The organism is Acinetobacter sp. P1(2025) (genome assembly GCF_051390655.1).
Lineage (GTDB): Bacteria > Pseudomonadota > Gammaproteobacteria > Pseudomonadales > Moraxellaceae > Acinetobacter > Acinetobacter junii.
Window position 1 is genome coordinate 1 of sequence record NZ_JBPKBJ010000034.1, and the last position, 24,917, is coordinate 24,917.

Genomic DNA, 24,917 nt, shown 5'->3' on the forward strand with positions numbered 1-24,917 from the left:
GGCAAAAGAACTTATTTAGACCAATCATCAAAGACTTCATTGATGACTTTATTCTCGATAAAAATCATCTGCTACCACAGAGAATCTATAAATGATAGTGCGTAAGTCCTAATATTAAAGAATTAATGGCCAGTATGCCTGAGCAAGAGTTTTCACTCATCGAATTGGCTGAAATGGCGAATCTGAACCAGTGGCATTTTTACGTCAATTTAAAAAGCATGTGGGACTCTCACCACATGCGTGGTTGATCCAAGCGCGATTACAGAAATCACAAAAATTATTGAGACAGGGTTTGAACTTATCAGAAGTTTCACAGCAATGTGGTTTCTCAGATCAAAGTCATTTTAGTCGGCATTTTCGTCAAACGTTTGGTATTACGCCAGGCGGTTATACTGCTTATCTCAAATAAAAAAAACAGCAATTTTATACAAGCTTGGATGATCTAGATTTGGCATAGTCATTGGGTTTTTAATCAATGATTGTGATGTAGATGTTAGCTGAAAACATAGATCATACCCCGATGACCGAATCACGGGCATTTTTAAATGGAGTGATCAAAATACTTCCATTGTGTTTTGCCGTATTACCTTGGGGCTTGTTGGCAGGTTCGATGGCGATTCAAGCAGGCCTTACAACCATGCAAGCCATTGCAATGTCTGCACTTGTCTTTGCGGGTGCAGCACAGTTGATGACCTTGGGTCTAGTGATGGCGGGTACACCTGCGTTAACGATTATTATTTCAGTTTTTCTGATTACTACACAGCATTATTTATATGCTTTGTATTTGCGAGAAGATATCTCCAAACAGCCCTTAAAAAATCGTTTGATGCTGGGTTTTTTGCTGACGGATGAATTGTTTGCGGTGAGTATTAAAAAGCAACAACATTATATTCATTATCTACTTGGTGCTGGACTTTGTTTTTATTTGTGTTGGGTACTGTTTAGCGCTTGTGGTGTATTCCTTGCTACTGCAGTCCCTAATTTAGATCAATACCATCTCGATTTTTCCATCGTGGCAACTTTTATTGCAATCGTAGTTCCATTTATTAAAAACTTAAATACTTTGGTTGGTGTTCTTGTTTCAGTCACATTAACGGTGGTTTTTTTAAGTCTAGGGATTAAAAGTGCGGCAATCATGGCTGGAGTGATCGGGATGTTTGCTGCGACTTGCTTACAGAATTTTCGGGAGCGTAAAGTATGACTTGGTTTATCCTGATTATTTTGGCACTAGTTGTATTTATGAACCGCTATATATTGCTTGAACCTAATATTCCTTTGCGACTGCCGAAATGGTTTCAGCAATCTTTGCAGTATTCTGCCCCATGTTTATTGACTGCAATTGCCACCCCAATCGTGTTTATGGATGAGCATGGTGCATTTCGTGAGAGTTTACTCAATCCTTATTTTCTCGCCACGATTTTGACGATTTTGATTGCCTATGTAGTTCGTCATACCTTGTTAACGATTATATTAAGTTTGGCATGCTTTTATGGTTTGGTATTTTGGTTGAATTAGTTGATTTCTGGAACGTTTATTATCCTGAGTTGACATCTAAACAGAATACTTATAAAAATTAGAGTAATTACTCTAATTTTATTGGTGGATCAAATGCAAATCGGTCGACAGGTATGGATGGTTCAAACTTCAGGTGATTTATCCTTAACAGATCGTATGACATTGTTAAGTCATAGTTTGCTGCCTTTACTTCAGCAAAGTGTAAAAATGTATGCATTTGCAAGCAGTATGACCAAAGCTCCAAAAATATTACAGATAGATGATTTGCATTTGCCTGATAGTGTCGAGATCAAACACGCAATTGAAAAGATGCAGTCCTGTAGCTCAATTGCTTTACAAAATCATTGTTTGAGGACTTGGTATTACGCCGTTGCATTTTCCAAGCTTCAGAAGCTAAAAATGGATGAGGAGTTATTGGCCGTTTCATGTTTGTTGCATGATTTGGGAATGACTGAGCAGCATTACCAACACCATGCAAACTGTCGTTGCTTTGCAGGACAGGGCGCTTATGCAGCCAAAGATTGGTCAATACAACGTGGTTGGCAAATACCACGTGCTGATCAATTATTTGATGCGATCAGTATGCATATGAATCCATTCGTGGCGCTTGAGGATGGTGTAGAGGCACATTTACTACAACAAGCAGCCAGTTGTGATGTGATAGGCAGTCGTGGTTTTGAGTTCTCTACTACATTCAGAACACAGTTATATCAACAATATCCACGTTTAGATTTTAATCAACATATGATTGAATTCACCCAACATGAAGCTCAAGCTCGTCCGAAATCACGTACTGCGATGGTGGTACAAAGTGGATTTAAATATTTAGTTAAATTTAATCCTTATCTTGATCAATAAAAATAAAAAACCACTTTTAGTAGAACAAAAGTGGTTGATTTAAATGATTAAATTTTATCAGTGGTCATGTTCTAAATATTCAGGTTTTTTCGGTAATGCCCAACTACAGAAGAAACAAATGATCAACATGATAATGACATATACGAAGAATGTATTTTCAATGCCTGCATCTTTGAATAACAGTGCAACAGAAGGTGCAGAACCACCAAATAGTGCATTACCCACCGCATAGGAGAAACCAACACCTAATGCGCGTACATGAGGCGGGAACATTTCTGCTTTGACCAAACCACTAATTGAAGTGTAGAAGCTCAACAACATCATCAAGAAAATGAGTAATAAGGTAATAATCACAGGCGAGTCTGCAAAACTACGCATTCCTGTCACCATCACGGGATAGATGAAAATAGCACTCAATAGACTAAAAGCGAGCATAGAGGCACGACGGCCAATTCGATCAGACAACATTCCAAAAAAGGGTTGAGCGATCATAAAAACAAATAAAGCAGTGGTCATGATAAACCCCACTGTTTTACCATCCATGCCAATATTGGTTAGGTAGGTCTTTGAATATACAGTCACTACATAAAATGTCAGTGAACCTGCTGAGGTATAACCCACCACCAATAAGAAAGTTTTCCAATGTTGCTTTAATAGTGCAATTAAGCTTCCCGATTCTTCACGTTCAGCATCTTCATTTGATAAGGTTTCTTCTAAACGGCTACGTGCAGCCAATGAAAGCAATGCAGCTACACCGCCAATCACGAAGGGAATACGCCATCCCCCATCATTTAATTGTTGTTCGGTCATGAAGCCCAGTAAGATGACCCCAAGTAAGCTTGCTAGTAGTTGGCCTCCTGATAAGGTGACGTATTGAAAAGAAGCAAAAAAACCACGCTGACCTTTTAAACCCAGTTCACTCATATAGGTGGCAACTGCACCATATTCACCACCTACAGATAACCCCTGTAATAAGCGAACCATCAGTAATAAAAATGGAGCGAGCATGCCGACTTGATCATAGGTTGGTAGGGCAGCAAAAAGAAATGAGCTGAGTGCCATCAGGCAAATCGAGATCACCATCGATTTTTTACGACCATGCCGATCAGCAATTCGTCCAAACAACCAGCTTCCAATTGGACGCATAAAGAAACTCGCTGCAAACACCCCCCACACATAAATGGCTTTGGTCGTGGGTTCCATATCTGGAGCGGTTAATGCATGAGTAAAATAAGCAGCAAAAACGGCATAGATATAAAAATCAAACCATTCCACTAAATTCCCTGATGCTGCACCAACGATGCCTTTAATGCGGCTCGTTCTTTCTTCCTTGCTATATGTCTGACTCATATCTGATCCTTTCTACACTAAGCAAGATTCTGTTACTGAATCTTTACCGTTTGTTATATACCGCTAAAAAAGCATGAAAATGACACTATTTTGTATGCTTTTTATGATTGTATTTTTAGATGGTGAGAAAGACCTGAGCGTTCTGGAAGGCTTTAGCAGTCAGAATATAGTGACGATTAAATAGTAATTTTTTAAAAAACAATTACTTTAATTGTGGAATAGAACAATCCCTTCGCAAAGGACACGGTTCACCTTGAGTGAATTGGCTCAGCATGTTTCGAATTTGTTGGAGTTGAAAGATTTTTTCATCTATCGCCGCGAGTTTTTCTTGAAAGATATTTTGCATTTGATGTGCGGGTATTTCTTGTTCTGAGGTCATTTCTAAAATTTGTTTAATTTCATTGAGTGAGAATCCCAAATTTTTTGCTGTTCGAATTAATAACAGTTGTTGCAAAGTTTGCTCTGAGTAGTCTTTGTAACCATTAGCGCAAGTAACTGATTGTATAAGCGACATTTTCTCATAAAAACGAATGGTATCCTTACTTAATTCGCTATGTTTAGATAATTGTCCAATCAACATAATAAGACCTTTTTATTTTTGAGTTTTTATAAAAATACCCTTGACCTTTGAGTGTACTCCATCCTTTAGCCTATTCCTACAACGACAAAAAAGAGTCATTCAAATGAAACAAACAACTTTAAAAGCAGAGCAATCTTTACAAGTCGCATTTGTTGCTGGTGCAACAGGATTTGTTGGGCGGTTTTTGATTGCCGAATTGCTACAACAAGGGCATCAAGTTTTTGCATTGCTCCGTAATAAAGCTCAGCAGCAAAGACAGCTCGAAGATTGGCTGAGAAATCGAAATATAAATTTAGAGCGTTTTCAGTGTGTGCAAGGTGATGTGACGCAAGTTGATTTGGGCATAGAGAGCAGCACTTGGGAACAATTGCAGCAAGTGAATACTTTGTACAACAGTAGTGCATTGTTTGCTTGGGATTTAAGTATGCGACATGCGCGCAAAGTTAATGTTGAAGGGGCACTGAATTTACTTTCAAGTCTGAATAAATACTGCAAATTAGATCGAGCCATCCACGTTTCAGGGTACATGTTGACTATTCACTCGCATTTACAACAAGCGGGGATTTGTCTCGATCAACCTGAAGCCACTGACTGGAATAGGGTTTATCAACAATTGGGTGCGTATGAGGCATCCAAAATTGAAGCTCATTATGCGTGGATGAGATTGGCAGAAGAATTAAAGATCGATTGGACAATCATTCATCCAGCTACTGTCGTGGGCGATGCGCTTACGGGAGAAATTCCTGACAATCAACCGATTGCCCAAATGGTGGATTTATTAAAGCGGAAAAAAATGGGTGCAATACCTGCCACACCTCAACATTATTTGCCACTGGTGACAGTAGATTACTTGGTGAAAGTCATGGTACTTGCTGCAACCGAGAACAGTTTAGCCCAACGTGAGCTGTTGGTAGCTCATCAACAACGTTTTGTTTTAGCTGAGATGTTTAATATCATCGCTACACAAGTTAATCAGCAAGCACCTACACGCTATGTGCCTTTAGCTGTCTTAAGAGTGATACTAAAATGGAAATGGCTGGCTCAGAAGTTAGAGATGTCTAAGGAAATGTTAGATTTTATTCGAACTGAGCCACTGAATACGACTTCATTGGCTCAACTGATTCAAAAGTGGAATATACATGAAACCGATCTGAAATTGGCTTTAGAAAAAACCAGTCGTTGGGTCGGACAACAGCCGAAATCTGCTTAGATAATCAACACCCTGTGGATAAGTTTGGATTTATACACATTGTATTTTTGTACATAAAAAAGCCTCCGCAGAGGAGGCTTTTTCAGATTATCGCAGATTACCAGTGTTCGCCTGGGAATAAGCGCGCATACGCACGTTGGATTAGATTTAATTTCTCTTGCTTACCCACTGATGCTGTCGAGCTAGGGAATAAATTAAAGCCAATCGACATCAAGATATTGTTGATATCAGGTGCAATTGCATAGGTGATTGAAGCTAGTCGACCCAAGTGTGTCGCAATTTTCTTCGGACGTTTCACGATAGCATAAGCAATTAGGTCAGCTGCTTCTTCAGGTGAAAGAGTCGGTACATATTTATAGATCTTAGTCGGTGCAATCATTGGCGTACGGACTAAAGGCATATAAATCGAAGTAATTGCAATCTTATGAGAATGCACTTCAGCAGATAAACAACGGCTGAAAGCATCTAATGCAGCTTTAGATGCAACATAAGCTGAGAAGCGAGTTGCATTGGCAAGTACACCGATTGAGCTGATATTGATGATTTGACCATCTTTACGTTGCATCATGTGCGGTAATACATTGAGTACTAAACGAACTGCGCCAAAATAATTCAGTTGCATAGTACGTTCAAAATCATGGAAACGATCAATTGATTCATGCACAGCACGACGAATTGAGCGGCCTGCATTGTTGATCAGAATATCAATATGATCAACTGAGGCAAGGATTTCTTTCGAAACCGCATCAATTGATTCCATGTCATTTAAATCACACGGAAATACCGATGCTTTTCCTCCGTTTGCTTCGATCTCTGCTTTTACTTCATCCAAAGTTTCTTTGGTACGAGCGAGCAATAAGACATGCGCACCAGCTTGAGCGAGGTGTTTTGAAACCGTTAAACCAATACCACTTGAAGCACCAGTGACAATGATTGTTTTACCGTCGACTTTTTGATTAAAAAGTTTTTTGAGTTTTGCGTTCATGTACGTTACCTACATTAATCAAGCTGTTGTTTGCAATGCTTTCTTATTGCGATTAAACACTGCACTTTATTTTGGTGTAATATTAACCGATATTTTAGGTTTGTCTAGTTTAAATGTTTGAAATATAATAATTTTTTTAGAGTAAAAACTCTAAAACAAGATATTGTAATACTTGAAAAAGAACGAATATTTAATGGATTTTGTATAAAAAATAAGCCCCAATTATGGGGCTTATTCTTTTGCTTATAAATTATACTTGTGCAAGAGCTTGTTCGAGGTCGGCAATCAGGTCATCAATATGCTCAATACCAACAGATAAACGAACGAGATCTTCACTCACGCCTGCAGATTTAAGTTCTTCTGCATTCAATTGGCGATGAGTTGTAGTTGCTGGATGGTATGCCAAACTCTTTGCATCACCAATGTTTACGAGACGAGTAAACAACTGTAATGCATCAATAAAACGAGTTCCTCCTTCACGACCATCTTGAACTCCAAAGGAAAGGATCGCAGAAGGTTTACCTTTCACGTATTTTTGTGCCAATTTATGCTGTGGGTGGTCACTAAGACCTGCATAGTTCACCCATTTTACTTTTGGATGTTGTTTCAGATATTCGGCAACTTTCAGGGCATTTTCGGTGTGACGTTCCATCCGTAGGTTTAGGGTTTCTAATCCTTGTAAAATCAAAAATACGCTGAGTGGGCTAATTGCAGCACCAGTATTACGTAATGGAACGACACGCGCACGTGCGATATAGGCGGCTTCACCTAATACTTCAACATAGTTCACGCCGTGGTAGCTTGGATCAGGAGTATTTAAAGTTTTAAAACGTTCAGGATATTTACCCCATGGGAATTTCCCGCTATCCACAATAATGCCGCCAATGCTGTTGCCATGACCACCGATATATTTAGTGAGTGAATGAATTACGATATCGGCACCAAACTCAAATGGTTTGAGTAGAGCAGGTGTTGCCACTGTGTTATCAACAATGACAGGTACACCATATTCATGTGCGATTTTGGCAATTGCTTCGAGGTCAATAATATTACCAAGTGGATTACCAATCGATTCAACGAAAACTAACTTAGTTTTGTCGTCAATGATTGAACGTAGTGCTTCTGGGTTTTGATAATCAAAAAAACGAACTTCGATGCCTTGCTTAGGTAGAGTATGAGCAAATAAGTTGTAAGTACCACCGTATAAAGTAGATACGGATGCAATATTATCTCCAGCTTCAGCAATCGTTTGAATCGAATAGGTAATTGCTGCCATTCCTGATGCTAGTGCCAAAGCGCCAATCCCACCTTCCAGTGCAGCGATACGTTGCTCAAGTACAGCTGTGGTGGGATTCATGATTCGAGTATAAATATTGCCTTGAACTTTTAAATCAAATAAATCGGCACCATGTTGAGTGTTATCAAAGGCATAAGATGTTGTTTGATAAATTGGAACAGCCACTGCTTTGGTGGTTGCTTCTGGTGAATATCCCGCATGAATGGCTAAAGTTTCATCTTTGTATGTCATGGTTACATCATCTTCGTGAGTTAAATAATCAGCGAGTGTAGCCTAAAACTTATCCAAAATGGTGCATAAATTATGCGATTTATAGCGTTTTTATTCATATCTATAGCAAGATGTGGCTGCATAAGACTTGGTGTGTGTTTTTAATCAAATGGCGTAAAGTCTTGAAAAAGAAAATGCTTTTAATTGGCACAAACAAAATCTAACTTAACTTCATGTTGATTGGGTTTTCAGCGTATAATACGTGCGATTATTTTTCGCTTTTCGCGATGTATTGGTTTTTCAATTGAGGAGTCCTGCGTGGCCCAATATATTTATACGATGAACCGAGTGTCGAAGATGGTTCCGCCTAAGCGCGAAATCTTAAAAGACATCTCTTTATCATTTTTCCCAGGTGCAAAAATTGGTGTGCTTGGTTTAAACGGTGCAGGTAAGTCTACCTTGCTCCGTATTATGGCGGGCGTAGATAAAGATTTCTCTGGTGAAGCTCGTGCACAACCTGGAATCAAAATCGGTTACTTAGAACAAGAACCGCCACTTGATCCTACTAAAGATGTTCGCGGAAACGTTGAAGATGGTGTACGCGAGGCGCTTGATGCTCTAGAACGTCTTGATCAAGTTTTTGCTGAATACGCTGATCCTGATGCTGATTTTGATGCACTTGCAAAAGAGCAAGAAAAGTTAGAATCAATTATTCATGCTTGGGACGCACATAATCTCAATAATCAACTTGAGATAGCTGCTGACGCATTAAATCTTCCTGCTTGGGATGCTGATGTTACTAAACTCTCAGGTGGTGAGCGCCGTCGTGTAGCATTGTGTCGTTTATTGCTTTCTAAGCCAGACATGTTGCTTCTAGACGAACCAACGAACCATTTGGATGCTGAATCAGTTACTTGGTTAGAGCGTTTCTTAAAAGATTTCCCTGGTACTATCGTTGCGATTACGCATGACCGTTATTTCTTAGATAACGTGGCTGAGTGGATTCTTGAACTTGACCGTGGACATGGTATTCCTTATCAAGGTAACTATTCTTCTTGGTTAGAGCAAAAGAATGCGCGTTTAGAGCAAGAACAGAAACAAGAAGAATCTTTTGCTAAAGCATTGAAAAAAGAACTTGAATGGGTTCGTTCAAATGCGAAAGGTCAGCAAAAGAAAAACAAAGCGCGTATGGAACGTTTTGAAGAGCTTAACTCTAAAGAATTCCAACAGCGTAATGAAACGTCTGAAATCTACATTCCACCTGGTCCACGTCTAGGTAATAAGGTTGTTGAAGTTGAAGGCATCAGTAAATCGTTTGATGGTCGCGTATTGTACGAGAACTTAAGCTTTACTGTACCGCCTACAGCGATTGTCGGTATCGTTGGTCCAAACGGTGCAGGTAAGACGACGTTATTCCGTATGATGACTGGTGAGCAGCAACCTGATACAGGTACTGTGACATTAGGTGATTCAGTTAAAGTGGCTTATGTTGGTCAGATCCGTGACACCTTAGACAACAATAAAACTGTTTGGGAAGAAGTTTCTGGTGGTTTAGATATCTTAAAAATTGGTGATTACGAAATTGCATCACGTGCATATATCGGTCGCTTTAACTTTAAAGGTCAAGATCAGCAGAAACGCGTAGGTGAACTGTCTGGTGGTGAACGTAACCGTTTACAACTTGCCAAGATCCTTCAAATGGGCGCTAACGTAATCCTACTGGATGAGCCATCAAACGATTTGGATATCGAAACTTTACGTGCACTAGAGGATGCTATTTTGGTATTCCCTGGTACGGTAATGGTAGTATCGCATGACCGTTGGTTCCTTGACCGTATTGCAACGCATATCTTGTCGTTTGAAAACGAACAACCAGAATTCTATACTGGTAACTATGCAGAATATGAAGCATACCGTCAGTCACGTTTAGGTGAAGATGCGGCTCAAAAACGTACCAAATACAAAAAAATTAGCGGTTAATTTCTGCTAATAAAAAAACCAGCCTCAGGGCTGGTTTTTTACAACTTATGAAAATGCTATTTCACTAAAAGCATTATATAAATAGGCTCTCGCTTTAGGATGACCTAATGAAACAGCCCTATCCAGCCAATATTGCGCTTTCCTATAATCTTTGTCTAACCCCAAGTCACCATGTAAATAGCTTTCTCCTAATTTAAAAGCTGCTTCTGCATCGCCTCTTAATGCTGCTCGCAAATAATACCAAACTGCATTTCGGTCGTTGGAGGACTGTTTTAGAGATTGTAACGTTTGATGTTCATGTGTTGCTAATCTCTCAAAGTAATGTGCTTTACTTATCTCAGACTTTGCATCAGGAAGATCTTGGTGATCTATAAGGTTTACAATAAAAGAGTGAGCCGATTGTTTGAGTTGTTTGATATTCATATTGGCCTCCCACTTTTGTGTCTTTTTTATACTATAAAGCTTTTTTTACTAAAATGTTGTAATTTTATTTATTTCATCAGTTTGATTCTAAATTAATTAAAATTTTGACGAATGGTTTTTTATTACAATGTAATTTTATTACATCAAGCTTACTTGATATAGTCTACATATTATTTGAACATTTGATATAAAAGTGCGCCGTTCTAGTATATTTATGACCGTCTTACTTAGCTTATTCATATTCCAAAGTATTTGGAACGTGGCGGCTGCGTATTGTGCTCATGAACAGACGATAGAACCACTTACTATAACAACTCATTTTGGTCATCACGACATTGACAAATCTTCAAAGAATCAAGATGCTTTCGCAATTACTGAACAAGATTCTGATCAAGTTTTGACAGTCAATCATCATGATCATTTACCTTCGTGTTTTCAGCTTGCCGTGTTCAATCAACAAAATGATGTTGAGTATATTTTATCTCAAATATATGAATTAAAACAAAAATATACTTGGCTGAACTTCTATCAATCCCCTGATTTGTTCATTTCAGACCCACCTCCTGTCTTTACCCTGCTATAGGTGGGGTAGCCGAAAAATAACCCACCAGAAATAGGTCTATTTCAAAGGGTTATATTATGCTTAATTATTTATGTAAAAAATACTCTAAATATATGGGTGGGATTTTCTTTATATTAAAGAAAACTTCATTGAATTTAGTTTATTCGTTGTTTCTAGTTGATTCTTACAATAGTAAATATCACTTTGTATATGATAGGTATTTACCAAATGGTTTATTTAATAATGCTATTAGGGTTGTTATTTTAAATGCATTCAAATATCAAGTGAATAATATATTTTTCAAAAAATCAAAATATTTGATTTTTGGAGGTATTTAATTATGAGTTATTTACTTTCATCTAAAATTAGAACGCTAAGTTCAAGATTTATCGGTTTTTTCCTCCTAATAATAGTTGCATTAAGTTTAAGCAAATGGCATTTTCATGCTTCATTAATCGGGTATTTTTTATGGTTGATGGGGTGGTTATTTGTAGGTGTTGGAGCAATGGGGAGGATTTGGTGCAGCATTTATATTTCAGGGTATAAAAATAATAAATTGGTAATGGAGGGTCCATATTCATTATGTCGCAATCCATTATATCTATTTAGTTATTTAGGTGGTGTGGGGATCATGTTTTTAACTGAAACATTTTTATTCCCATTGATATTCACTGTTTATTTTCTGATTTATTACCACTATGTGATTAGCCAAGAAGAAAAATTTTTGAGCAAGAAATATGGGATGAAGTATTTAGCGTATATGGATCGCATTCCTCGGTTTATTCCGAGTTTTAAAAAGTATACAGAACCTGAATGCTATCAAATTTCGCCTAAACATTTTCGGATTTTCTTGGTGCAGGTAGTCTGGTTTTTTTGGATTGCAGCACTGGTTCAATTATTTGAAAAGCTTCGGCTTTTAGGTGTGATCCCATCTATTTTTAGGTGGTTTTAAGCAACTGTTTTTTAGTTTTATTTTGGTCTTGGTAAGAGTTATCTAAGCTTCAGAGCTTACTCAAACTAAGGTTGTTTATCTGATTTGGTTATTGGCGTTTTTCCAATAATTGATGAATTTTTTGAATAGGGTCTGAATTATGTTATCTAAAGTTAATCTAAAGTTATGTGTCTTAGTTTTCTGTCTTTTTGCTGGTACAGCGCACGCTGATGGTGGCTTGATGTTCTTGGAAAAGAATTTACAAGCGCAAAAGGAAACGAAAACCAAACAAGTCAATCATGGTGAGCAGTTAAGTGCTCAACAAAAATAAGATTGAACATGAATACGGTCGAACTTAGTAGTTAAAGGTCAGCAATGTTGGTTTTTATTTAAACTGACCGAAATGTAATTTTATTACACTGACCTTACTTGCTATAGTTCATCTGTGCAATTTTTATCTAAAAGAGTAACCTTTGCAGCGTTCTCGTATTTTTATTACCGTCTTGCTCAGTTTGTTCATGTTTCAAAGTCTTTGGAACGTGGCGGCTGCGTATTGTGGACATGAAAATATCAATACGACAAATAGCAGCGTGGTTACGCACTTTGGTCATCATGTTCCAGAAAGTTCTATTGCATCGACTCATTATTCAGTGGTTTCCGATCAGGAAGCCTCTGATTTACCGATGTCTTTGAATTTACAGGATCACCATGATCATTTGCCATCCTGTTTTCATGTTGTGATGATTGAAGCACAGCAACAACTTGATGAACCTTTGCTTAGAGTCAAAGAATTCAAGCAAAATTATATTTGGTCGAATTCCTACCAATCCCCGCATTTATCTAGATTAAATCCACCGCCGCTTTTTGCCCCGCTATAGGTGGGGTAGCCGAAAAATAGCCCACCGCAATTTTCCTTTATTTGCGGGGCTTCATTATGTCTTCCAGTTTTAATCAGCGTAGTAATACGCATAGGTCGTATGCACTAAAACCAAGTGCTTATGCATTTTCATCAAAATGTTCAATTCTTTTGCTAACACTGGCAATGGTGATTTCTAATCAATCTGTGCAAGCAGAGTCATTGTTGGATGCCAATCAGTCACCCAATCGTGCTATGCAAAGAAATGCTAGTTTTGATCAGATCCTTGAACAGATTCGTAGCTATCAAGCGAATCAGTCGAGTTGGCAAACACAACAACAGATGGCGAGTGCACAGCTCAAACAAAGTGCTTTATGGGCCAATCCAAGTATTTCAGTGGAACAAACAGGCTTACAAAGTAATAAAGATCAAGAGCTCGCAATTGGTGTTTCACAAGCTTTGGATCTTTTTGGTCAGCGTCGCGCAGCACAGAAAGTCGCTCAACTTTCGGCAACTCAAGTTGATTTAGAACAGCAACGTTACAATGCAGAGCTTGATTTGATTGTGCAATACGCATGGTCGCAAGTGGCGTTATTCCAATTAGAAAAGTCATTGATCGCAGAACAGTTGCAGGTGAGTCAGCAAAATTTAGATGCCACTTTAAAACGCTATCAGGCCGGTAGTATTGCTCAAGTTGATGTCGAACGTGTACGTATGGCTCATTTAGAGAATCAGCGTATTTTTCAGCAGGCTGATTTACAGCTGCAAGTCGCACAGAAACAATTAGCCAGTTTCTGGGGCAGTGATGCGAATCAATTTATGATTGCACCAACTGTCAATGAGCTTTGGGCAAGAGCCACAGCTGTGAAGACTGATGAACAAAATATTGAGAATTTGTTTGAGCGTAGTTTGCAATTAGAAACGCAACGTCAACAAGCCAATATCGAGCAGCTCAAAGCAAAATCTCGTCCTCAGCCGATTATGACCTTAGGGGTGAATCGGACTCGATCAGCAGATCAAAACACTGAAAATCAAATTCGTTTAGGCGTTGAGATTCCTCTTAATATTTTTAATCCACAAAAATACGGTATTCAGATTGCAGAGGCTAAACAAACACTGATTCAACAGCAACAGCGTTTCTACCGCCAACAAAATCAGATGGATATCGATGTTCGCCTTGCAGAATTACGTGGCTTACACATGCAATTTAAACAGCTGAATGATCAGCAGGTGCCCTTGGCAACCCAAGTTCAGCAAAAAACCTTAGAAGGTTTTCGTCTTGGTAAATTTGCTGTGACTGACGTGCAGCAAGCGACCACTCAATTACAAGATGTTCGCTTGCGTAAAGTACAACTCCTTAAACAAGCATGGCAGTTGAGTGTAGAAGTTCAAAGTGCGCGTATGGGTCTTCCTGTCGAGCAAATCACAGCCAAAGATGCACTGATGCAATTGAATCAACGTGTTTGGCAACAAAGTAATTCATTTCCAAACCAATTAGGAGAATAAACATGGGCAACACATTAAAGACACGTTCTCAATGGGTTTGGATTAGCATCATTATTGTTGTCACAGGAATACTTGCTGGAGCTGTGTTATGGGGTTCAAAAGCTGAAACCACAGAGAATGCAGAGCAAGAGCATGCCCATCAAGAAAATGAAAAAGAAGGTGCTGAAGGTGAAAAAGAGCAGGCGGAAGACGAGGAAAAACTCACTCTGACCAATGAGCAAATGCAACAGCAAAACGTCAAACTTGCTCAAGTTGCTTTGGGTGCAGTCAATCAAGTTCAGACCTTTCCAGCAAAAATAATGGTCAATACGGATCGACAAGCACACGTTTCGCCGAGTTTTGCAGGGCGAGTGGAGTCTGTGTATGTTGAATTGGGCCAGCAAGTCAAGCGTGGTCAAGCTCTAGCAAATTTGTTGGTACCCGATTTAGTCGATCAACAAGCCAATTTACAAATTGCGCAGACTAATTTGGATTTGGCAAAACAAGATTATGAACGTGAACGCAGTTTGTGGTCGCAGGGAATTTCTGCAAAACAAGATTATCAGCGTGCTTATAATGCTTATCGCCAAGCGCAAATTCAGGTGCAAGCCGCTCGCTCACGTTTAACAGCTTTTGGTGCAGGTTCGAATTCTAGTGGTCGTTACACTTTGACAGCACCGATTAATGGTGTGATCAGTAATAAAGATATTGTGATTGGGGAAAATGTCCAACTTGCAGATCAGTTGTTCACTATTGATCAACTCGATCAACTTTGGTTGGAATTTGTTATGCCAACGGTGGCGAACGTTAATGTTCAGCCAAATCAACAAATTCGCTTCAAATCTTTGCAAACGGGCAATCAATTTAACGCACAAGTGCAAAGTCTTACGACTGAAGCCGATGCACAAACAGGGCGTTTACAAGTACGTGCTAAAGTATTGTCAAATGCAGCCGAATTACGTCCAAATTTGATGGTGAATGTAGAGCTACAAGCAGGCTCAAAACAGTCAGCCATCCGCGTCAGTGCACAGGCGATTCAACAGGTTGAAGGTAAAGATACCGTTTTTGTTGCAAAAGCAAATCAAAACAAAGGCTTTGATTTTGTTGCAGTACCTGTGCAAGTTGGACAGCGTACCCAAGATGGACAATGGGTTGAAATTACCCAAGGTTTAACAGCAGGTCAATCTTATGTGGCTGAAGGAAGCTTCTTGCTGAAATCAGAGCTTGAGAAAGGAGAGGCTGCGCATGGACACTAATTCCTCTCAATTGCCGAAGCCAGAGGGCTTATTTGATCGCATTATTCAATTTGCGATCCGTAATGCGATTTGGGTCATGTTGTTTGTGATGACGTGGATTGCGGTTGGGGTATGGAGTTATCAAAAACTGCCGATTGATGCAGTGCCTGATATCACCAATACCCAAGTACAAATTAATACCCAAGCCAATGGTTATACAGCTCTCGAAGTCGAACAGCGGATTACTTATCCGATTGAAACCGCCATGGCAGGGATTCCAAACTTAGAGCAAACCCGTTCGATTTCTCGTTACGGCTTATCGCAAGTCACTATTATTTTCAAAGATGGCACTGATATTTACTGGGCGAGACAGTTAATTAATCAACGTTTGCAAGAAGCCGATGGGCAGTTGCCAGATGCGGTTGATCCACTCATGTCACCTGTTTCTACGGGCTTGGGCGAAATTTACCAGTGGGTGATTAAAGCTAAACCTGATGCCAAAAAAGAAGATGGTACGCCATATACTGCGATGGATTTGCGCGAGATCCAAGACTGGATTGTGCGTCCGCAATTGCAGCGAGTGAAAGGTGTTGCTGAAATCAATAGTATTGGCGGTTACAACAAAACCTATATCGTTTCTCCTGATTTAAAACGTTTGCAGCAGCTTCAAATTTCACTGACAGAGTTTCAAACAGCTCTACAGGAAAATAATGAAAACCGTGGTGCGGGATTTATTGAAGAAAATGGTCAGCAGCTTACTGTCCGTGTTCCGGGCATGTTGAGCACTGTTGAAGATATCCAAAATATTACCGTAAGTGTCAAAAATGGTTTACCCATACGTGTAGCCGATATTGCAACAGTTGCGATTGGACATGATTTACGTACGGGGGCTGCAACTTATAATGGCGAAGAAACGGTATTGGGTATCGCCATGATGATGATGGGCGAAAACAGTCGTACCGTTGCCCAAGCCGTTGATGCAAAAATCCAAGAAATTCAGCCGACTTTACCCAAAGGGGTTGAAATTGAAACGGTTTATGATCGTACCAGTTTAGTCAATAAAGCCATTAAAACTGTTCAAAAGAACTTAGTTGAGGGTGCGATCCTCGTCATCGTGATTCTCTTTGTGTTCTTAGGTAATTTCCGTGCGGCTTTAATTACTGCCTGTGTCATTCCACTTTCGATGTTGTTTACCTTAACAGGAATGGCTGAGCAAAATATTAGTGCCAATTTGATGAGTCTAGGTGCATTGGACTTCGGGATTATTGTCGATGGTGCAGTGGTGATTGTCGAAAACTGTATCCGACGGCTCGCAGAAGCACAACATCATGCAGGTCGATTATTAACACGTCGTGAGCGCTTTAAAGAAGTATTCCTTGCAGCCAAACAAGCACGTAAGCCGTTACTGTTTGGACAGGCGATTATTATTGTTGTGTACTTGCCGATTTTTGCACTAACAGGTGTAGAAGCAAAAATGTTCCATCCAATGGCGATGACCGTGGTGATGGCATTGCTTGGCGCCATGATCTTATCGGTGACTTTTGTTCCAGCGGCTGTGGCGTTATTTATTACAGGTGAGGTGAAAGAAAAAGAATCTCGTTGGATGCAAGCGCTAAAAAGAAAATATCAACAAATCCTAGATTGGGCATATCAATTTAAGATGGTGGTTGTGACTTTAGCGGTGAGTATTTTAGTTTTGACTGGTGTATTGACCACGCAAATTGGTAGTGAGTTTGCACCACAATTGAGTGAAGGGGATTTTGCTTTACAGCAAATGCGCTCTCCAAGTACAGGTTTGGAGCAATCTTTAAGAATGCAGGAAAATACTGAAAAACTAATCTTAAAGAATTTCTCAGAAGTTAAAGCTGTTTTTGCTCGAACAGGTACGGCTGAAGTTGCAACGGACGTAATGCCACCCAATATTTCCGATGCGGTGATTTTATTAAAACCACGAGATCAGTGGGAAAATCCAAAGGAAACTATTGATGAGTTACGGACACGGATGCAGGCATTTCTGGAAAATATTCCAGGCAACAACAGTGAGTTTTCACAACCGATTGAGCTTCGCTTTAATGAGTTGATTTCGGGTGTACGGAGTGATGTCGGTATCAAAGTTTTTGGCGATGATATGGAGGTGCTCAATACACAAGCACAAGCAATTGCTCAGAAAGTACAAAAGATCTCAGGTGCAACAGCGGTCAAAGTTGAACAAACTAGTGGTTTACCTGTATTGAATGTGGATATCAATCATGCACTTGCAGCGCAATATGGCTTATCTGTGAAATCGATTCAAGATGTTGTTGCAGCGAGTGTCGGTGGTCAGAATGTCGGTCAGATTTTACAAGGTGACCGCCGTTTTGATTTTGAAATCCGTTTACCTGATAGTCAACGTACAGCACAAAGCCTAGCTCAACTACCTATCCAATTGCCTAATGGTGGTTTGATCCAGTTGCAAGATATTGCCAAGGTGGAAACCATTTCAGGTATGAATCAGGTCGGACGTGAAAATGGTAAACGTCGTGTCATTGTGACTGCCAATGTGGAAGGGCGTGATTTGGGTTCATTTGTCCAAGAGTTACAAGCAACCCTTAAACAACAACCTTTGCCTGCGGGATATTGGTTGGAATATGGTGGGCAGTTTGAGAATTTGGCTTCTGCTGCAGCACGTATGCAGATCGTGATTCCACTCGCGTTAATTACCATCTTTGTTTTATTGATGGCTGTGTTCCATAACTTTAAAGAAAGTTTATTGGTCTTTAGCGGAGTGCCATTCGCATTGTCTGGTGGTTTGGTTGCACTTTGGCTTCGAGATATTCCACTGTCAATGTCGGCAGGTGTGGGATTCATCGCACTGTCAGGTGTCGCTGTATTGAATGGTCTTGTGATGCTGAGTTTTATTAAAGAACTTCGTGAGCAGTTTGATGTGCATAAAGCCACATGGCAGGGAGCAATCTTAAGATTACGTCCTGTATTAATGACGGCTTTTGTTGCTTCGCTTGGCTTTATTCCAATGGCAATTGCGACTGGTACTGGTGCAGAGGTGCAACGTCCTTTAGCAACTGTGGTGATTGGTGGGATTATTTCATCAACTTTACTGACCTTGCTCATTTTACCAATCGTTTATCGTTGGATGAATGAGATTAAATCCAGCAAAAGTCAGGAAAGCACCATTTAATCTATTTATGTTATCTTCTTAGTAAAGCATTTTATTAAGAAGAAACTAAACCAGCCAAAGCATTTCAACTTTGGCTGACTTGTAAAACCCCTATGGGTTTTACGCCGATAATGATAAGGAGTCCAACATGAGTGGACATCAAGGGCATGATCATAGTCATGCTGTAGTTACTGAAGGCAACGCAAAAAAATTGACGATTGCGTTGGTGCTGACAACAACATTTTTAATCGTCGAAGTTATTGCGGGTTTAATTACACAAAGTTTGGCATTGCTGTCCGATGCAGCGCATATGTTTACTGATGCGGCAGCACTCGCGATTGCTTTGGCTGCGATTAAAATCGCTAAACGTCCAGCAGATAATAAACGCACATTTGGTTATCAGCGTTTTGAAATCTTGGCGGCGTTATTTAATGCTTCCATGCTATTTTTTGTTGCAATCTATATCCTTTACGAAGCTTATCAACGATTTACACAACCTCCTGAGATTCAGAGTGTAGGTATGCTTATTGTTGCATCTTTGGGTCTTGTCATTAATCTTATTTCCATGAAGATTTTGATGTCGAGTGCAGCCGAAAGTTTGAATATGAAAGGCGCTTATTTGGAAGTGTTAAGTGATGCACTTGGCTCAGTTGGTGTGATCATTGGTGCGGTCATTATTTACTACACCAATTGGTATTGGGTTGATACGATTATTGCCGTTGCAATTGGGTTTTGGGTGTTACCAAGAACTTGGATTTTGCTTCGTCAAAGTATCAATATTCTCCTTGAAGGTGTACCTGAAGAAGTGGATATTGAAAAACTGCGTAACGACTTATTGGCGTTACAGGGTGTTGAGAGTATTCATCAACTTAAGGTTTGGGCGATTACCTCAAAGAATATTCATCTGACCGTACATTTATTTGCACCAAATGCTGATCGTAAGCAATTACATCAAGCTGCGACCGAAATGTTGGCACATGAACATGGTATAGCTGAGGTGACATTACAAATTGAAGATGATGCTGAAATGAACTGCCAGCATACGCATCAACATGCCGAACAAGAACATTCACATCAGCATTGAGCTGATGTGAACTTTTCTACTTTTTAAATTAATTCTGCCATTCGTGGTTACAATCACGACATTTCCAATGCTTTTGCGCTTGCATAAAGGCTTGCATTGAAATTTTAAAATCTGGAAGATCACGCCAAAATAGAACACCTGCAATTACACACACAGCAAATACAGCAACTGTCGCAATTTGTAAGCCTTGTCCTGCACCATTTCCAAAAATCCACATCCCAATACTAATTAAGACAAGGATCAGTAAAATAAAGATCGCAGGGACTAATAGTACTAAGCTTTTAGGTACATTGGGACGAGGGCTATTTGCACCCTGACTGACAGGCATAATTTTCACGCTTTGACATTTAGGGCAACGGTATTGCATAGATTTATCCTATAGGGTTTTGCTTATTTTAGCGAAAATTGTGAAAAAGCTAAAATGTTGTGGCTATGAAATTGTTTTATTTACTGATTCAGTTGTAGGTATGCCAATTCTAGAGCAGTTTGGATAATTAGATTGATATATTTTGCACTTCGTCTAAAGCTATTCGCTAAGCAGTATTCAGCCATGCTAATTTGAGTTGAAGAGTTACTGAATAGTTATTCGAAGAATACGTATGTTACCGACTAAAATTCTAAAATTACGTTTATCACGCATTCAAAAAGGTAAAGAGCATCTTTCCACTCAAGATAAATTGATGTTGGTGAGTATGGAGAGTCCAGATCTGAGTGCTAACTTTTTGCTGCGCTTATTTAAGATGTCTTTGCCCAAGCAATGGAAGTTTCATTCAGAGACTGAGGAAGATGTCCTGTATACACGTCAACTCATTCAGTTGATCGAGAACGAATTTATCCCTGCCTATGAGTTTCATGCCCGAAAACATGCTTGGTATGAACAATGTCTAGAGTATCAGCTTAATTTTTTAGTGACTGAACCTAATCAGCAACAAATTAATCATTATTTAAGGCAATTGGATCAATGTTTGGATCAACAGCCAAAATTGGATTTATTGAGATATTTTTACCAGCAATATCCTACAGTTCAGCACGCTACAGCATTAGCTAAATCATATGCTGGAGCCGCCGAATATTCAAAGGCGATCGAATTGTATGAATGGGCAGCACAACAATCAACACAACGTAATGAAGTTGCTTTTTATAGTTACATCGAGTGTCTCATTCATCGAAACCAGTCTGAGTACAAAAAAGGTATTAGCGATGTTGAGCATGCAATTGATTTGTTGTGTCGGTTTGAAAAACCAATAGATCAAAAGAGTTACAACAAAATATTAGACCAATCAATTTCGAGGTTACTACCATCTGAGATCTTGGAATCACGAAGTACTGAAACCAATGTATTTGCAGATGTTGGGCGTGGTTTAAACTCACTGGGTAAAACTTTAGGAGGAATTTTTGGAGCAAAAGACTTAAATATTCCTTTGAGTAAAGATGTGATAGCCAGTGCACCCCAATTGCTCAGTACAGATCAGATTATAACGAGTTTAGAGCGGACTGATACGCTGCAACAATCCTTTAGACGATGGATTGGAGAAGAGCAGTTTCAGCATTATTTAAAACATAATGCAGGATTATTGACTAAATTTTGGTTAGAGATGGAAGCCGATCCTGCATCAATCGGGACATTATCTGATCCTTTTTCTCGACTACAGCTGCTCGAACAATTGGCTTCTTCAACACGTCGTCTAGGAGAGCTGCTTGATTTAGCAGATATTCAACTTATTTTAGATCAAGGGACCAATGCATATTTCGGTGAGTTCCGTTTGAATAAGCAACATCCTGATCGAGAGCAGCTGTTTGTGCAACGTGAGAAAATTGTAGATGAGATGGCTCAATTTGCACATTGGTTTTATGAGCATATCCTCACAGTATATTGTGATCAGCAATTGAAGCTCTTTGAGCAAATACAACAAACATTGTTGAAACAACAGATTGAGCAAGCTTTGTGGAGTGCGCTGTTTGCTTACCAATCTGAGCGACAGAGTCGAGCACAAAGATTGATGGAATGGATGCAAGCAAAGCTTGAGAAAACAAATGATTTTGAAAACTTACAAGCGGCATGGGTTGCTTTAAGAGAAAGTCGATCATTTAGTGATAACGACATTCCAAGCAAAATAGCCACGATACAACAGGAGCTTGCACAATATAAGGCTTTATTGGAGCAGCAGAAACAGCAGATCGATCAGGATGAATTGAATATCGTTCATAAAGATGAGGAGTAGAATTTAGACGCCATCTAGGGCTAAATGTTGATCAGGGTTATTTATTTCTGTGCAACAAAAATACGCAAATTGCTCTAGATAGCATGCTAATCTACTTAAAAACGTCTAATAAGTTCAGAAAGCAGATCGCAGCTCATTCGTATTGAGCCAGTAAAAAGGGAAGAGGGAGAGCATCTTGAATCGACAAGATGATAAAAAGGCGATGTTTGATATTATGCCTGCAGACAATGAAGTGACTGCGAAACCATCTTTATCACGTCGACTAATCAATAAGACATTACAACATGCACAAGATGCAGTTGAATTTGCTAGTGACACCTCGCGAAATATCGCAGGTGTGGCGGATGCGGCATTAGATGCATTGGATCATGTTACACATCATACGAAACGTGGTGTGGAAGGTGTACGCAATACTGTGCGAGACATGGTTTCGGAAACCAGTGAAGCTGCTCGTCAGGTTGCATTGGCCATGGCTAGAGCATCTTTAGGCAAAAGTAGCTTAACGCTTTATTTACCTGAAATGTTGCTCAATAATCAAATTCGTAAACGCATTGACCGAACCGAAATCGACGATATCAAAATCGAATGCGGTAACGATCGTTTTCATATCGAATTGGATGGGCACTATCGTCGTTTTTTGTATCGTCTGTCGCTTGAATTCAATGTTTTAGAGTGTCGGATAGGACAAGAAAAATATTTACGCTTGCGTCAGGTCGATGAGCATCTTGATTTGCAAGTTCGTCATGGTGGAACTTTAACGAATTGGGCAACACGTCGTGTCGGCAACGTGAGTTTTGAGCTGATTAACTCCCTACCGATTCCATTTCTGATTAATCACTTGGTTCGCGATATACCTGGTATTCAAAAAGAGGGGCATCGCTTGTGGTATATCGACCTTGAAGAAGCTGGGTTTATTGATTTCATTAATAACCGTTCATGGATGGTCGATAAATTATTGAGTTTGACTGACTTTAGTATTTTACCGGGATTAAACATTTTGCAAGAAAGTCGGGAGTTGGTTCAGCAATTAGTAGATCAATTCGAGATTCGAGGCTTGCGCGTACAATCAGGTCGTTTAGAAGTACAAGTTGGGATTGGAAGCGAATAAGAAAAAAGCCACTGTCAATGCAGTGGCTTTTTAGAATTTGGCGTCCCTACGGGGATTCGAACCCCGGTTACCGCCGTGAAAGGGCGATGTCCTAGGCCTCTAGACGATAGGGACTTATATGAGGCATACATCTGAAAACAATAATAAATATTGGCGTCCCTACGGGGATTCGAACCCCGGTTACCGCCGTGAAAGGGCGATGTCCTAGGCCTCTAGACGATAGGGACGTTTCAGAGGTGGGCGTATATTAGGGTGAATTAGGTGGGGTGTCAAACACTTTTCTAAAGAAAAATTAAAAAAAATAAATGAATGTTTAAAAATAAAGCGCATTGTGGAATAAATAATCAAAAATAAGGATTTAAGAGATAAAATGCGATTTAGATGATGATTTTTATACCTAAATAAAAAATGCAGCTTATTTAAGCTGCATTTTTGTTTGCCGTCTTATTTTTGATCACGATAAAAGACATAGTGACTTAAGTAACATGCCGCAATGAATAATAGACAGCCAATAAAGCCCGCCTGCATTTCAGGATCTGCTGCCATACTTAAACCAGTAATGAAACAGAACACAAAACCTAAAATAGGAACGATAGGATAGAGAGGGGCAGCAAATTTTAAATCTTTTGCTGTGTATCCAGCTTTATACCATTGGCGTCTAAAATTAAATTGACTCCAGCAGATACTCATCCACACGATCACCATCGTAAATGCAGCGATTCCAAGTAGATTTTTAAAGATCGTTTCAGGTGCAAAATGTTCAGATAATAATCCTGGTAGAGCACCAAACATCGTCACGATAAGTGCAATAATTGGCGTGCCACTTTTAGACAGTTTAGAAAAAACTCTCGGTAATTGACGTTGATCAGACAAAGACCACATCATACGAGAGGCTGCATACAAACCTGAGTTTGCTGCAGAAAGAAGGGCAGTGATAATGACAAATCGAATAATGTCATCTGCGTAAGGAATGCCAATATAGTTGAATACGGTAACAAAAGGACTGCTACTGACGCCTTCACCACCCAATCCTGCAATTTGGAATGGTAATAATGCGCTGATCACAATAATTGTACCAACAAAGAAAATTAGCAGACGCCAAATTGCCGCATTAATAGCTTTAGGTACATTCACCGCAGGATCTTTTGTTTCACCAGCAGCGACACCGATCAGTTCTGTACCTGAAAAGGCAAAATTCACAATTAACATCGTGGTGAAAATTGGTAAAAGACCTTCTGGGAACCAACCGTGAGCAGTTAAGTTGTGAAATAAAGGTGCTGATTCAGAACCTTTAAATGGGATTAAACCAAAAATTGCCAGCAGGCCAAGAAGAATAAAGGCAATTACTGTAACAACTTTTACTAAAGCCAGCCAAAATTCTGATTCAGCAAAAATGCGTGTTGAACTAATGTTGAGTCCAAAAATAGTTACGGCAAAGATAATCGTCCATATCCACATAGAAATATGAGGAAACCATTCTTGCATTAGTAGTGCTGCGGCAGTAAATTCTGTGCCTAATGTTGCTGTCCATGTCAGCCAGTAGACCCATGAGATCATATAGCCTGTGCCTGGACCAATATATTTTTGAGCGTATGCGCCAAATGATCCTGCGACAGGCATGTGTACTGCAAGTTCACCTAAGCACAACATCACCATATAGGCGATCAATCCACCCAAAACGTAGGCGATAATTGCACCTATTGGTCCAGTTTGGGCGATTACTTCACCAGAACCCAAAAACAAGCCCGTACCAATTGCACCGCCAAGAGATAGCATGACTAAATGGCGCGTGCTCATCGAACGTTTTAATGTTTTTGATTCTGAATTCGAATTTGAGTTGGAAGATTGCATACGACAATTTGTCCACGCATA

General features: G+C 39.6%; 22 protein-coding genes, 2 tRNA genes and 1 pseudogene. 16 read left to right on the forward strand and 9 right to left on the reverse strand.

What is annotated here, in order from left to right; translation table 11 throughout:
• Nucleotides 1-113 precede the first annotated feature (113 nt).
• The 4 genes and pseudogenes from ACSC97_RS10120 to ACSC97_RS10135 all read left to right on the forward strand — a co-directional run.
• A pseudogene (locus ACSC97_RS10120) lies at nucleotides 114-409 on the forward strand (helix-turn-helix domain-containing protein); the annotation flags it as partial.
• Between the two features lie 81 nt (nucleotides 410-490).
• Nucleotides 491-1,201 carry an AzlC family ABC transporter permease gene (locus ACSC97_RS10125; RefSeq protein ID WP_099947963.1) on the forward strand — a complete coding sequence of 237 codons (711 nt, stop codon included), beginning with the start codon at nucleotides 491-493 and terminating at the stop codon, nucleotides 1,199-1,201.
• Complete coding sequence (locus ACSC97_RS10130; protein ID WP_436660783.1) at nucleotides 1,198-1,515, forward strand: AzlD domain-containing protein; 318 nt, start codon at nucleotides 1,198-1,200, stop codon at nucleotides 1,513-1,515. Before ACSC97_RS10125 ends, ACSC97_RS10130 begins: the two co-directional genes overlap by 4 nt.
• Before the next feature lie 93 nt (nucleotides 1,516-1,608).
• Nucleotides 1,609-2,373 carry an HD domain-containing protein gene (locus tag ACSC97_RS10135; protein ID WP_436660785.1) on the forward strand — a complete coding sequence of 255 codons (765 nt, stop codon included), beginning with the start codon at nucleotides 1,609-1,611 and terminating at the stop codon, nucleotides 2,371-2,373.
• 57 nt (nucleotides 2,374-2,430) lie between these two features.
• On the opposite strand, the gene ACSC97_RS10140 is transcribed toward ACSC97_RS10135, so the two are convergent.
• Nucleotides 2,431-3,723 (reverse strand): MFS transporter, encoded by a 1,293-nt coding sequence (locus ACSC97_RS10140; protein WP_004951479.1) that lies wholly within the window; start codon nucleotides 3,721-3,723, stop codon nucleotides 2,431-2,433.
• Between the two features lie 202 nt (nucleotides 3,724-3,925).
• The gene (locus ACSC97_RS10145; protein ID WP_130575232.1) at nucleotides 3,926-4,303 is read right to left on the reverse strand and encodes a MerR family DNA-binding protein; all 378 of its coding nucleotides are present in this window, start codon (nucleotides 4,301-4,303) and stop codon (nucleotides 3,926-3,928) included.
• A gap of 103 nt (nucleotides 4,304-4,406) precedes the next feature.
• On the opposite strand from ACSC97_RS10145, the gene ACSC97_RS10150 reads away from it, so the two are divergent.
• On the forward strand, nucleotides 4,407-5,513 hold the full coding sequence (locus tag ACSC97_RS10150) for an SDR family oxidoreductase (RefSeq protein WP_436660788.1): 1,107 nt from the start codon (nucleotides 4,407-4,409) through the stop codon (nucleotides 5,511-5,513).
• Between the two features lie 97 nt (nucleotides 5,514-5,610).
• On the opposite strand, the gene ACSC97_RS10155 is transcribed toward ACSC97_RS10150, so the two are convergent.
• On the reverse strand, nucleotides 5,611-6,498 hold the full coding sequence (locus tag ACSC97_RS10155) for an SDR family NAD(P)-dependent oxidoreductase (protein ID WP_004951483.1): 888 nt from the start codon (nucleotides 6,496-6,498) through the stop codon (nucleotides 5,611-5,613).
• Nucleotides 6,499-6,748: 250 nt separating this feature from the next.
• The gene (locus ACSC97_RS10160) at nucleotides 6,749-8,026 is read right to left on the reverse strand and encodes an O-acetylhomoserine aminocarboxypropyltransferase/cysteine synthase family protein (RefSeq protein WP_436660790.1); all 1,278 of its coding nucleotides are present in this window, start codon (nucleotides 8,024-8,026) and stop codon (nucleotides 6,749-6,751) included.
• Between the two features lie 297 nt (nucleotides 8,027-8,323).
• On the opposite strand from ACSC97_RS10160, the gene ettA reads away from it, so the two are divergent.
• Nucleotides 8,324-9,985: an energy-dependent translational throttle protein EttA gene (gene ettA, locus ACSC97_RS10165; RefSeq protein ID WP_004909725.1), complete on the forward strand. Its 1,662-nt coding sequence runs from the start codon at nucleotides 8,324-8,326 to the stop codon at nucleotides 9,983-9,985.
• A 45-nt stretch (nucleotides 9,986-10,030) separates the two neighbouring features.
• On the opposite strand, the gene ACSC97_RS10170 is transcribed toward ettA, so the two are convergent.
• A complete protein-coding gene (locus tag ACSC97_RS10170; protein ID WP_042891757.1) occupies nucleotides 10,031-10,408 on the reverse strand; it encodes an SEL1-like repeat protein in 378 nt (125 codons plus the stop codon).
• 193 nt (nucleotides 10,409-10,601) lie between these two features.
• Here ACSC97_RS10170 and ACSC97_RS10175 point away from each other — a divergent pair, with 193 nt between their 5' ends.
• The 8 genes from ACSC97_RS10175 (at nucleotide 10,602) to ACSC97_RS10210 (ending at nucleotide 19,715) form a co-directional block, all read left to right on the forward strand.
• On the forward strand, nucleotides 10,602-10,991 hold the full coding sequence (locus ACSC97_RS10175; RefSeq protein WP_404488946.1) for a cation efflux protein, CzcI-like: 390 nt from the start codon (nucleotides 10,602-10,604) through the stop codon (nucleotides 10,989-10,991).
• A 319-nt stretch (nucleotides 10,992-11,310) separates the two neighbouring features.
• Nucleotides 11,311-11,922, forward strand: a complete 612-nt coding sequence (locus ACSC97_RS10180; protein ID WP_004951496.1) for a methyltransferase family protein — start codon at nucleotides 11,311-11,313, stop codon at nucleotides 11,920-11,922.
• Nucleotides 11,923-12,061: 139 nt separating this feature from the next.
• Nucleotides 12,062-12,232 (forward strand): hypothetical protein, encoded by a 171-nt coding sequence (locus tag ACSC97_RS10185; protein WP_282896582.1) that lies wholly within the window; start codon nucleotides 12,062-12,064, stop codon nucleotides 12,230-12,232.
• A gap of 142 nt (nucleotides 12,233-12,374) precedes the next feature.
• Entirely contained in the window at nucleotides 12,375-12,779 is a 405-nt protein-coding gene (locus ACSC97_RS10190; RefSeq protein ID WP_436660794.1) for a cation efflux protein, CzcI-like, read from the forward strand.
• 56 nt (nucleotides 12,780-12,835) lie between these two features.
• On the forward strand, nucleotides 12,836-14,263 hold the full coding sequence (locus tag ACSC97_RS10195; RefSeq protein WP_436660796.1) for a TolC family protein: 1,428 nt from the start codon (nucleotides 12,836-12,838) through the stop codon (nucleotides 14,261-14,263).
• A 2-nt stretch (nucleotides 14,264-14,265) separates the two neighbouring features.
• A complete protein-coding gene (locus ACSC97_RS10200) occupies nucleotides 14,266-15,498 on the forward strand; it encodes an efflux RND transporter periplasmic adaptor subunit (protein WP_243483852.1) in 1,233 nt (410 codons plus the stop codon).
• Nucleotides 15,488-18,652, forward strand: a complete 3,165-nt coding sequence (locus ACSC97_RS10205) for an efflux RND transporter permease subunit (protein ID WP_436660798.1) — start codon at nucleotides 15,488-15,490, stop codon at nucleotides 18,650-18,652. Before ACSC97_RS10200 ends, ACSC97_RS10205 begins: the two co-directional genes overlap by 11 nt.
• Nucleotides 18,653-18,779: 127 nt before the next feature.
• Nucleotides 18,780-19,715 carry a cation diffusion facilitator family transporter gene (locus ACSC97_RS10210; RefSeq protein WP_004909708.1) on the forward strand — a complete coding sequence of 312 codons (936 nt, stop codon included), beginning with the start codon at nucleotides 18,780-18,782 and terminating at the stop codon, nucleotides 19,713-19,715.
• 28 nt (nucleotides 19,716-19,743) lie between these two features.
• Here ACSC97_RS10210 and ACSC97_RS10215 read toward each other — a convergent pair whose 3' ends face one another.
• Complete coding sequence (locus ACSC97_RS10215; protein ID WP_004909706.1) at nucleotides 19,744-20,082, reverse strand: hypothetical protein; 339 nt, start codon at nucleotides 20,080-20,082, stop codon at nucleotides 19,744-19,746.
• Nucleotides 20,083-20,314: 232 nt separating this feature from the next.
• Here ACSC97_RS10215 and ACSC97_RS10220 point away from each other — a divergent pair, with 232 nt between their 5' ends.
• Together ACSC97_RS10220 and ACSC97_RS10225 are read left to right on the forward strand one after the other, a co-directional pair.
• Nucleotides 20,315-21,937, forward strand: a complete 1,623-nt coding sequence (locus ACSC97_RS10220) for a hypothetical protein (protein ID WP_436660801.1) — start codon at nucleotides 20,315-20,317, stop codon at nucleotides 21,935-21,937.
• Between the two features lie 175 nt (nucleotides 21,938-22,112).
• The gene (locus ACSC97_RS10225; protein ID WP_004951512.1) at nucleotides 22,113-23,045 is read left to right on the forward strand and encodes a hypothetical protein; all 933 of its coding nucleotides are present in this window, start codon (nucleotides 22,113-22,115) and stop codon (nucleotides 23,043-23,045) included.
• A 38-nt stretch (nucleotides 23,046-23,083) separates the two neighbouring features.
• Here ACSC97_RS10225 and ACSC97_RS10230 read toward each other — a convergent pair.
• The 3 genes from ACSC97_RS10230 to ACSC97_RS10240 all read right to left on the reverse strand — a co-directional run bounded on the left by ACSC97_RS10230 (nucleotide 23,084) and on the right by ACSC97_RS10240 (nucleotide 24,896).
• A tRNA-Glu gene (locus tag ACSC97_RS10230) sits at nucleotides 23,084-23,159 on the reverse strand.
• A gap of 37 nt (nucleotides 23,160-23,196) precedes the next feature.
• Nucleotides 23,197-23,272 (reverse strand) — tRNA-Glu (locus ACSC97_RS10235).
• A 217-nt stretch (nucleotides 23,273-23,489) separates the two neighbouring features.
• Nucleotides 23,490-24,896 carry an amino acid permease gene (locus tag ACSC97_RS10240; protein ID WP_005403337.1) on the reverse strand — a complete coding sequence of 469 codons (1,407 nt, stop codon included), beginning with the start codon at nucleotides 24,894-24,896 and terminating at the stop codon, nucleotides 23,490-23,492.
• Nucleotides 24,897-24,917 lie beyond the last annotated feature (21 nt).

Bases quoted from the DNA above. Each gene is read 5' to 3' on its own strand.
- ACSC97_RS10125 (WP_099947963.1), top strand. From the start codon at position 491: ATGTTAGCTGAAAACATAGATCATACCCCGATGACCGAATCACGGGCA.
- ACSC97_RS10130 (WP_436660783.1), top strand. From the start codon at position 1,198: ATGACTTGGTTTATCCTGATTATTTTGGCACTAGTTGTATTTATGAAC.
- ACSC97_RS10135 (WP_436660785.1), top strand. From the start codon at position 1,609: ATGCAAATCGGTCGACAGGTATGGATGGTTCAAACTTCAGGTGATTTA.
- ACSC97_RS10140 (WP_004951479.1), bottom strand. From the start codon at position 3,723: ATGAGTCAGACATATAGCAAGGAAGAAAGAACGAGCCGCATTAAAGGC.
- ACSC97_RS10145 (WP_130575232.1), bottom strand. From the start codon at position 4,303: ATGTTGATTGGACAATTATCTAAACATAGCGAATTAAGTAAGGATACC.
- ACSC97_RS10150 (WP_436660788.1), top strand. From the start codon at position 4,407: ATGAAACAAACAACTTTAAAAGCAGAGCAATCTTTACAAGTCGCATTT.
- ACSC97_RS10155 (WP_004951483.1), bottom strand. From the start codon at position 6,498: ATGAACGCAAAACTCAAAAAACTTTTTAATCAAAAAGTCGACGGTAAA.
- ACSC97_RS10160 (WP_436660790.1), bottom strand. From the start codon at position 8,026: ATGACATACAAAGATGAAACTTTAGCCATTCATGCGGGATATTCACCA.
- ACSC97_RS10170 (WP_042891757.1), bottom strand. From the start codon at position 10,408: ATGAATATCAAACAACTCAAACAATCGGCTCACTCTTTTATTGTAAAC.
- ACSC97_RS10180 (WP_004951496.1), top strand. From the start codon at position 11,311: ATGAGTTATTTACTTTCATCTAAAATTAGAACGCTAAGTTCAAGATTT.
- ACSC97_RS10185 (WP_282896582.1), top strand. From the start codon at position 12,062: ATGTTATCTAAAGTTAATCTAAAGTTATGTGTCTTAGTTTTCTGTCTT.
- ACSC97_RS10195 (WP_436660796.1), top strand. From the start codon at position 12,836: ATGTCTTCCAGTTTTAATCAGCGTAGTAATACGCATAGGTCGTATGCA.
- ACSC97_RS10200 (WP_243483852.1), top strand. From the start codon at position 14,266: ATGGGCAACACATTAAAGACACGTTCTCAATGGGTTTGGATTAGCATC.
- ACSC97_RS10205 (WP_436660798.1), top strand. From the start codon at position 15,488: ATGGACACTAATTCCTCTCAATTGCCGAAGCCAGAGGGCTTATTTGAT.
- ACSC97_RS10210 (WP_004909708.1), top strand. From the start codon at position 18,780: ATGAGTGGACATCAAGGGCATGATCATAGTCATGCTGTAGTTACTGAA.
- ACSC97_RS10215 (WP_004909706.1), bottom strand. From the start codon at position 20,082: ATGCAATACCGTTGCCCTAAATGTCAAAGCGTGAAAATTATGCCTGTC.
- ACSC97_RS10220 (WP_436660801.1), top strand. From the start codon at position 20,315: ATGTTACCGACTAAAATTCTAAAATTACGTTTATCACGCATTCAAAAA.
- ACSC97_RS10240 (WP_005403337.1), bottom strand. From the start codon at position 24,896: ATGCAATCTTCCAACTCAAATTCGAATTCAGAATCAAAAACATTAAAA.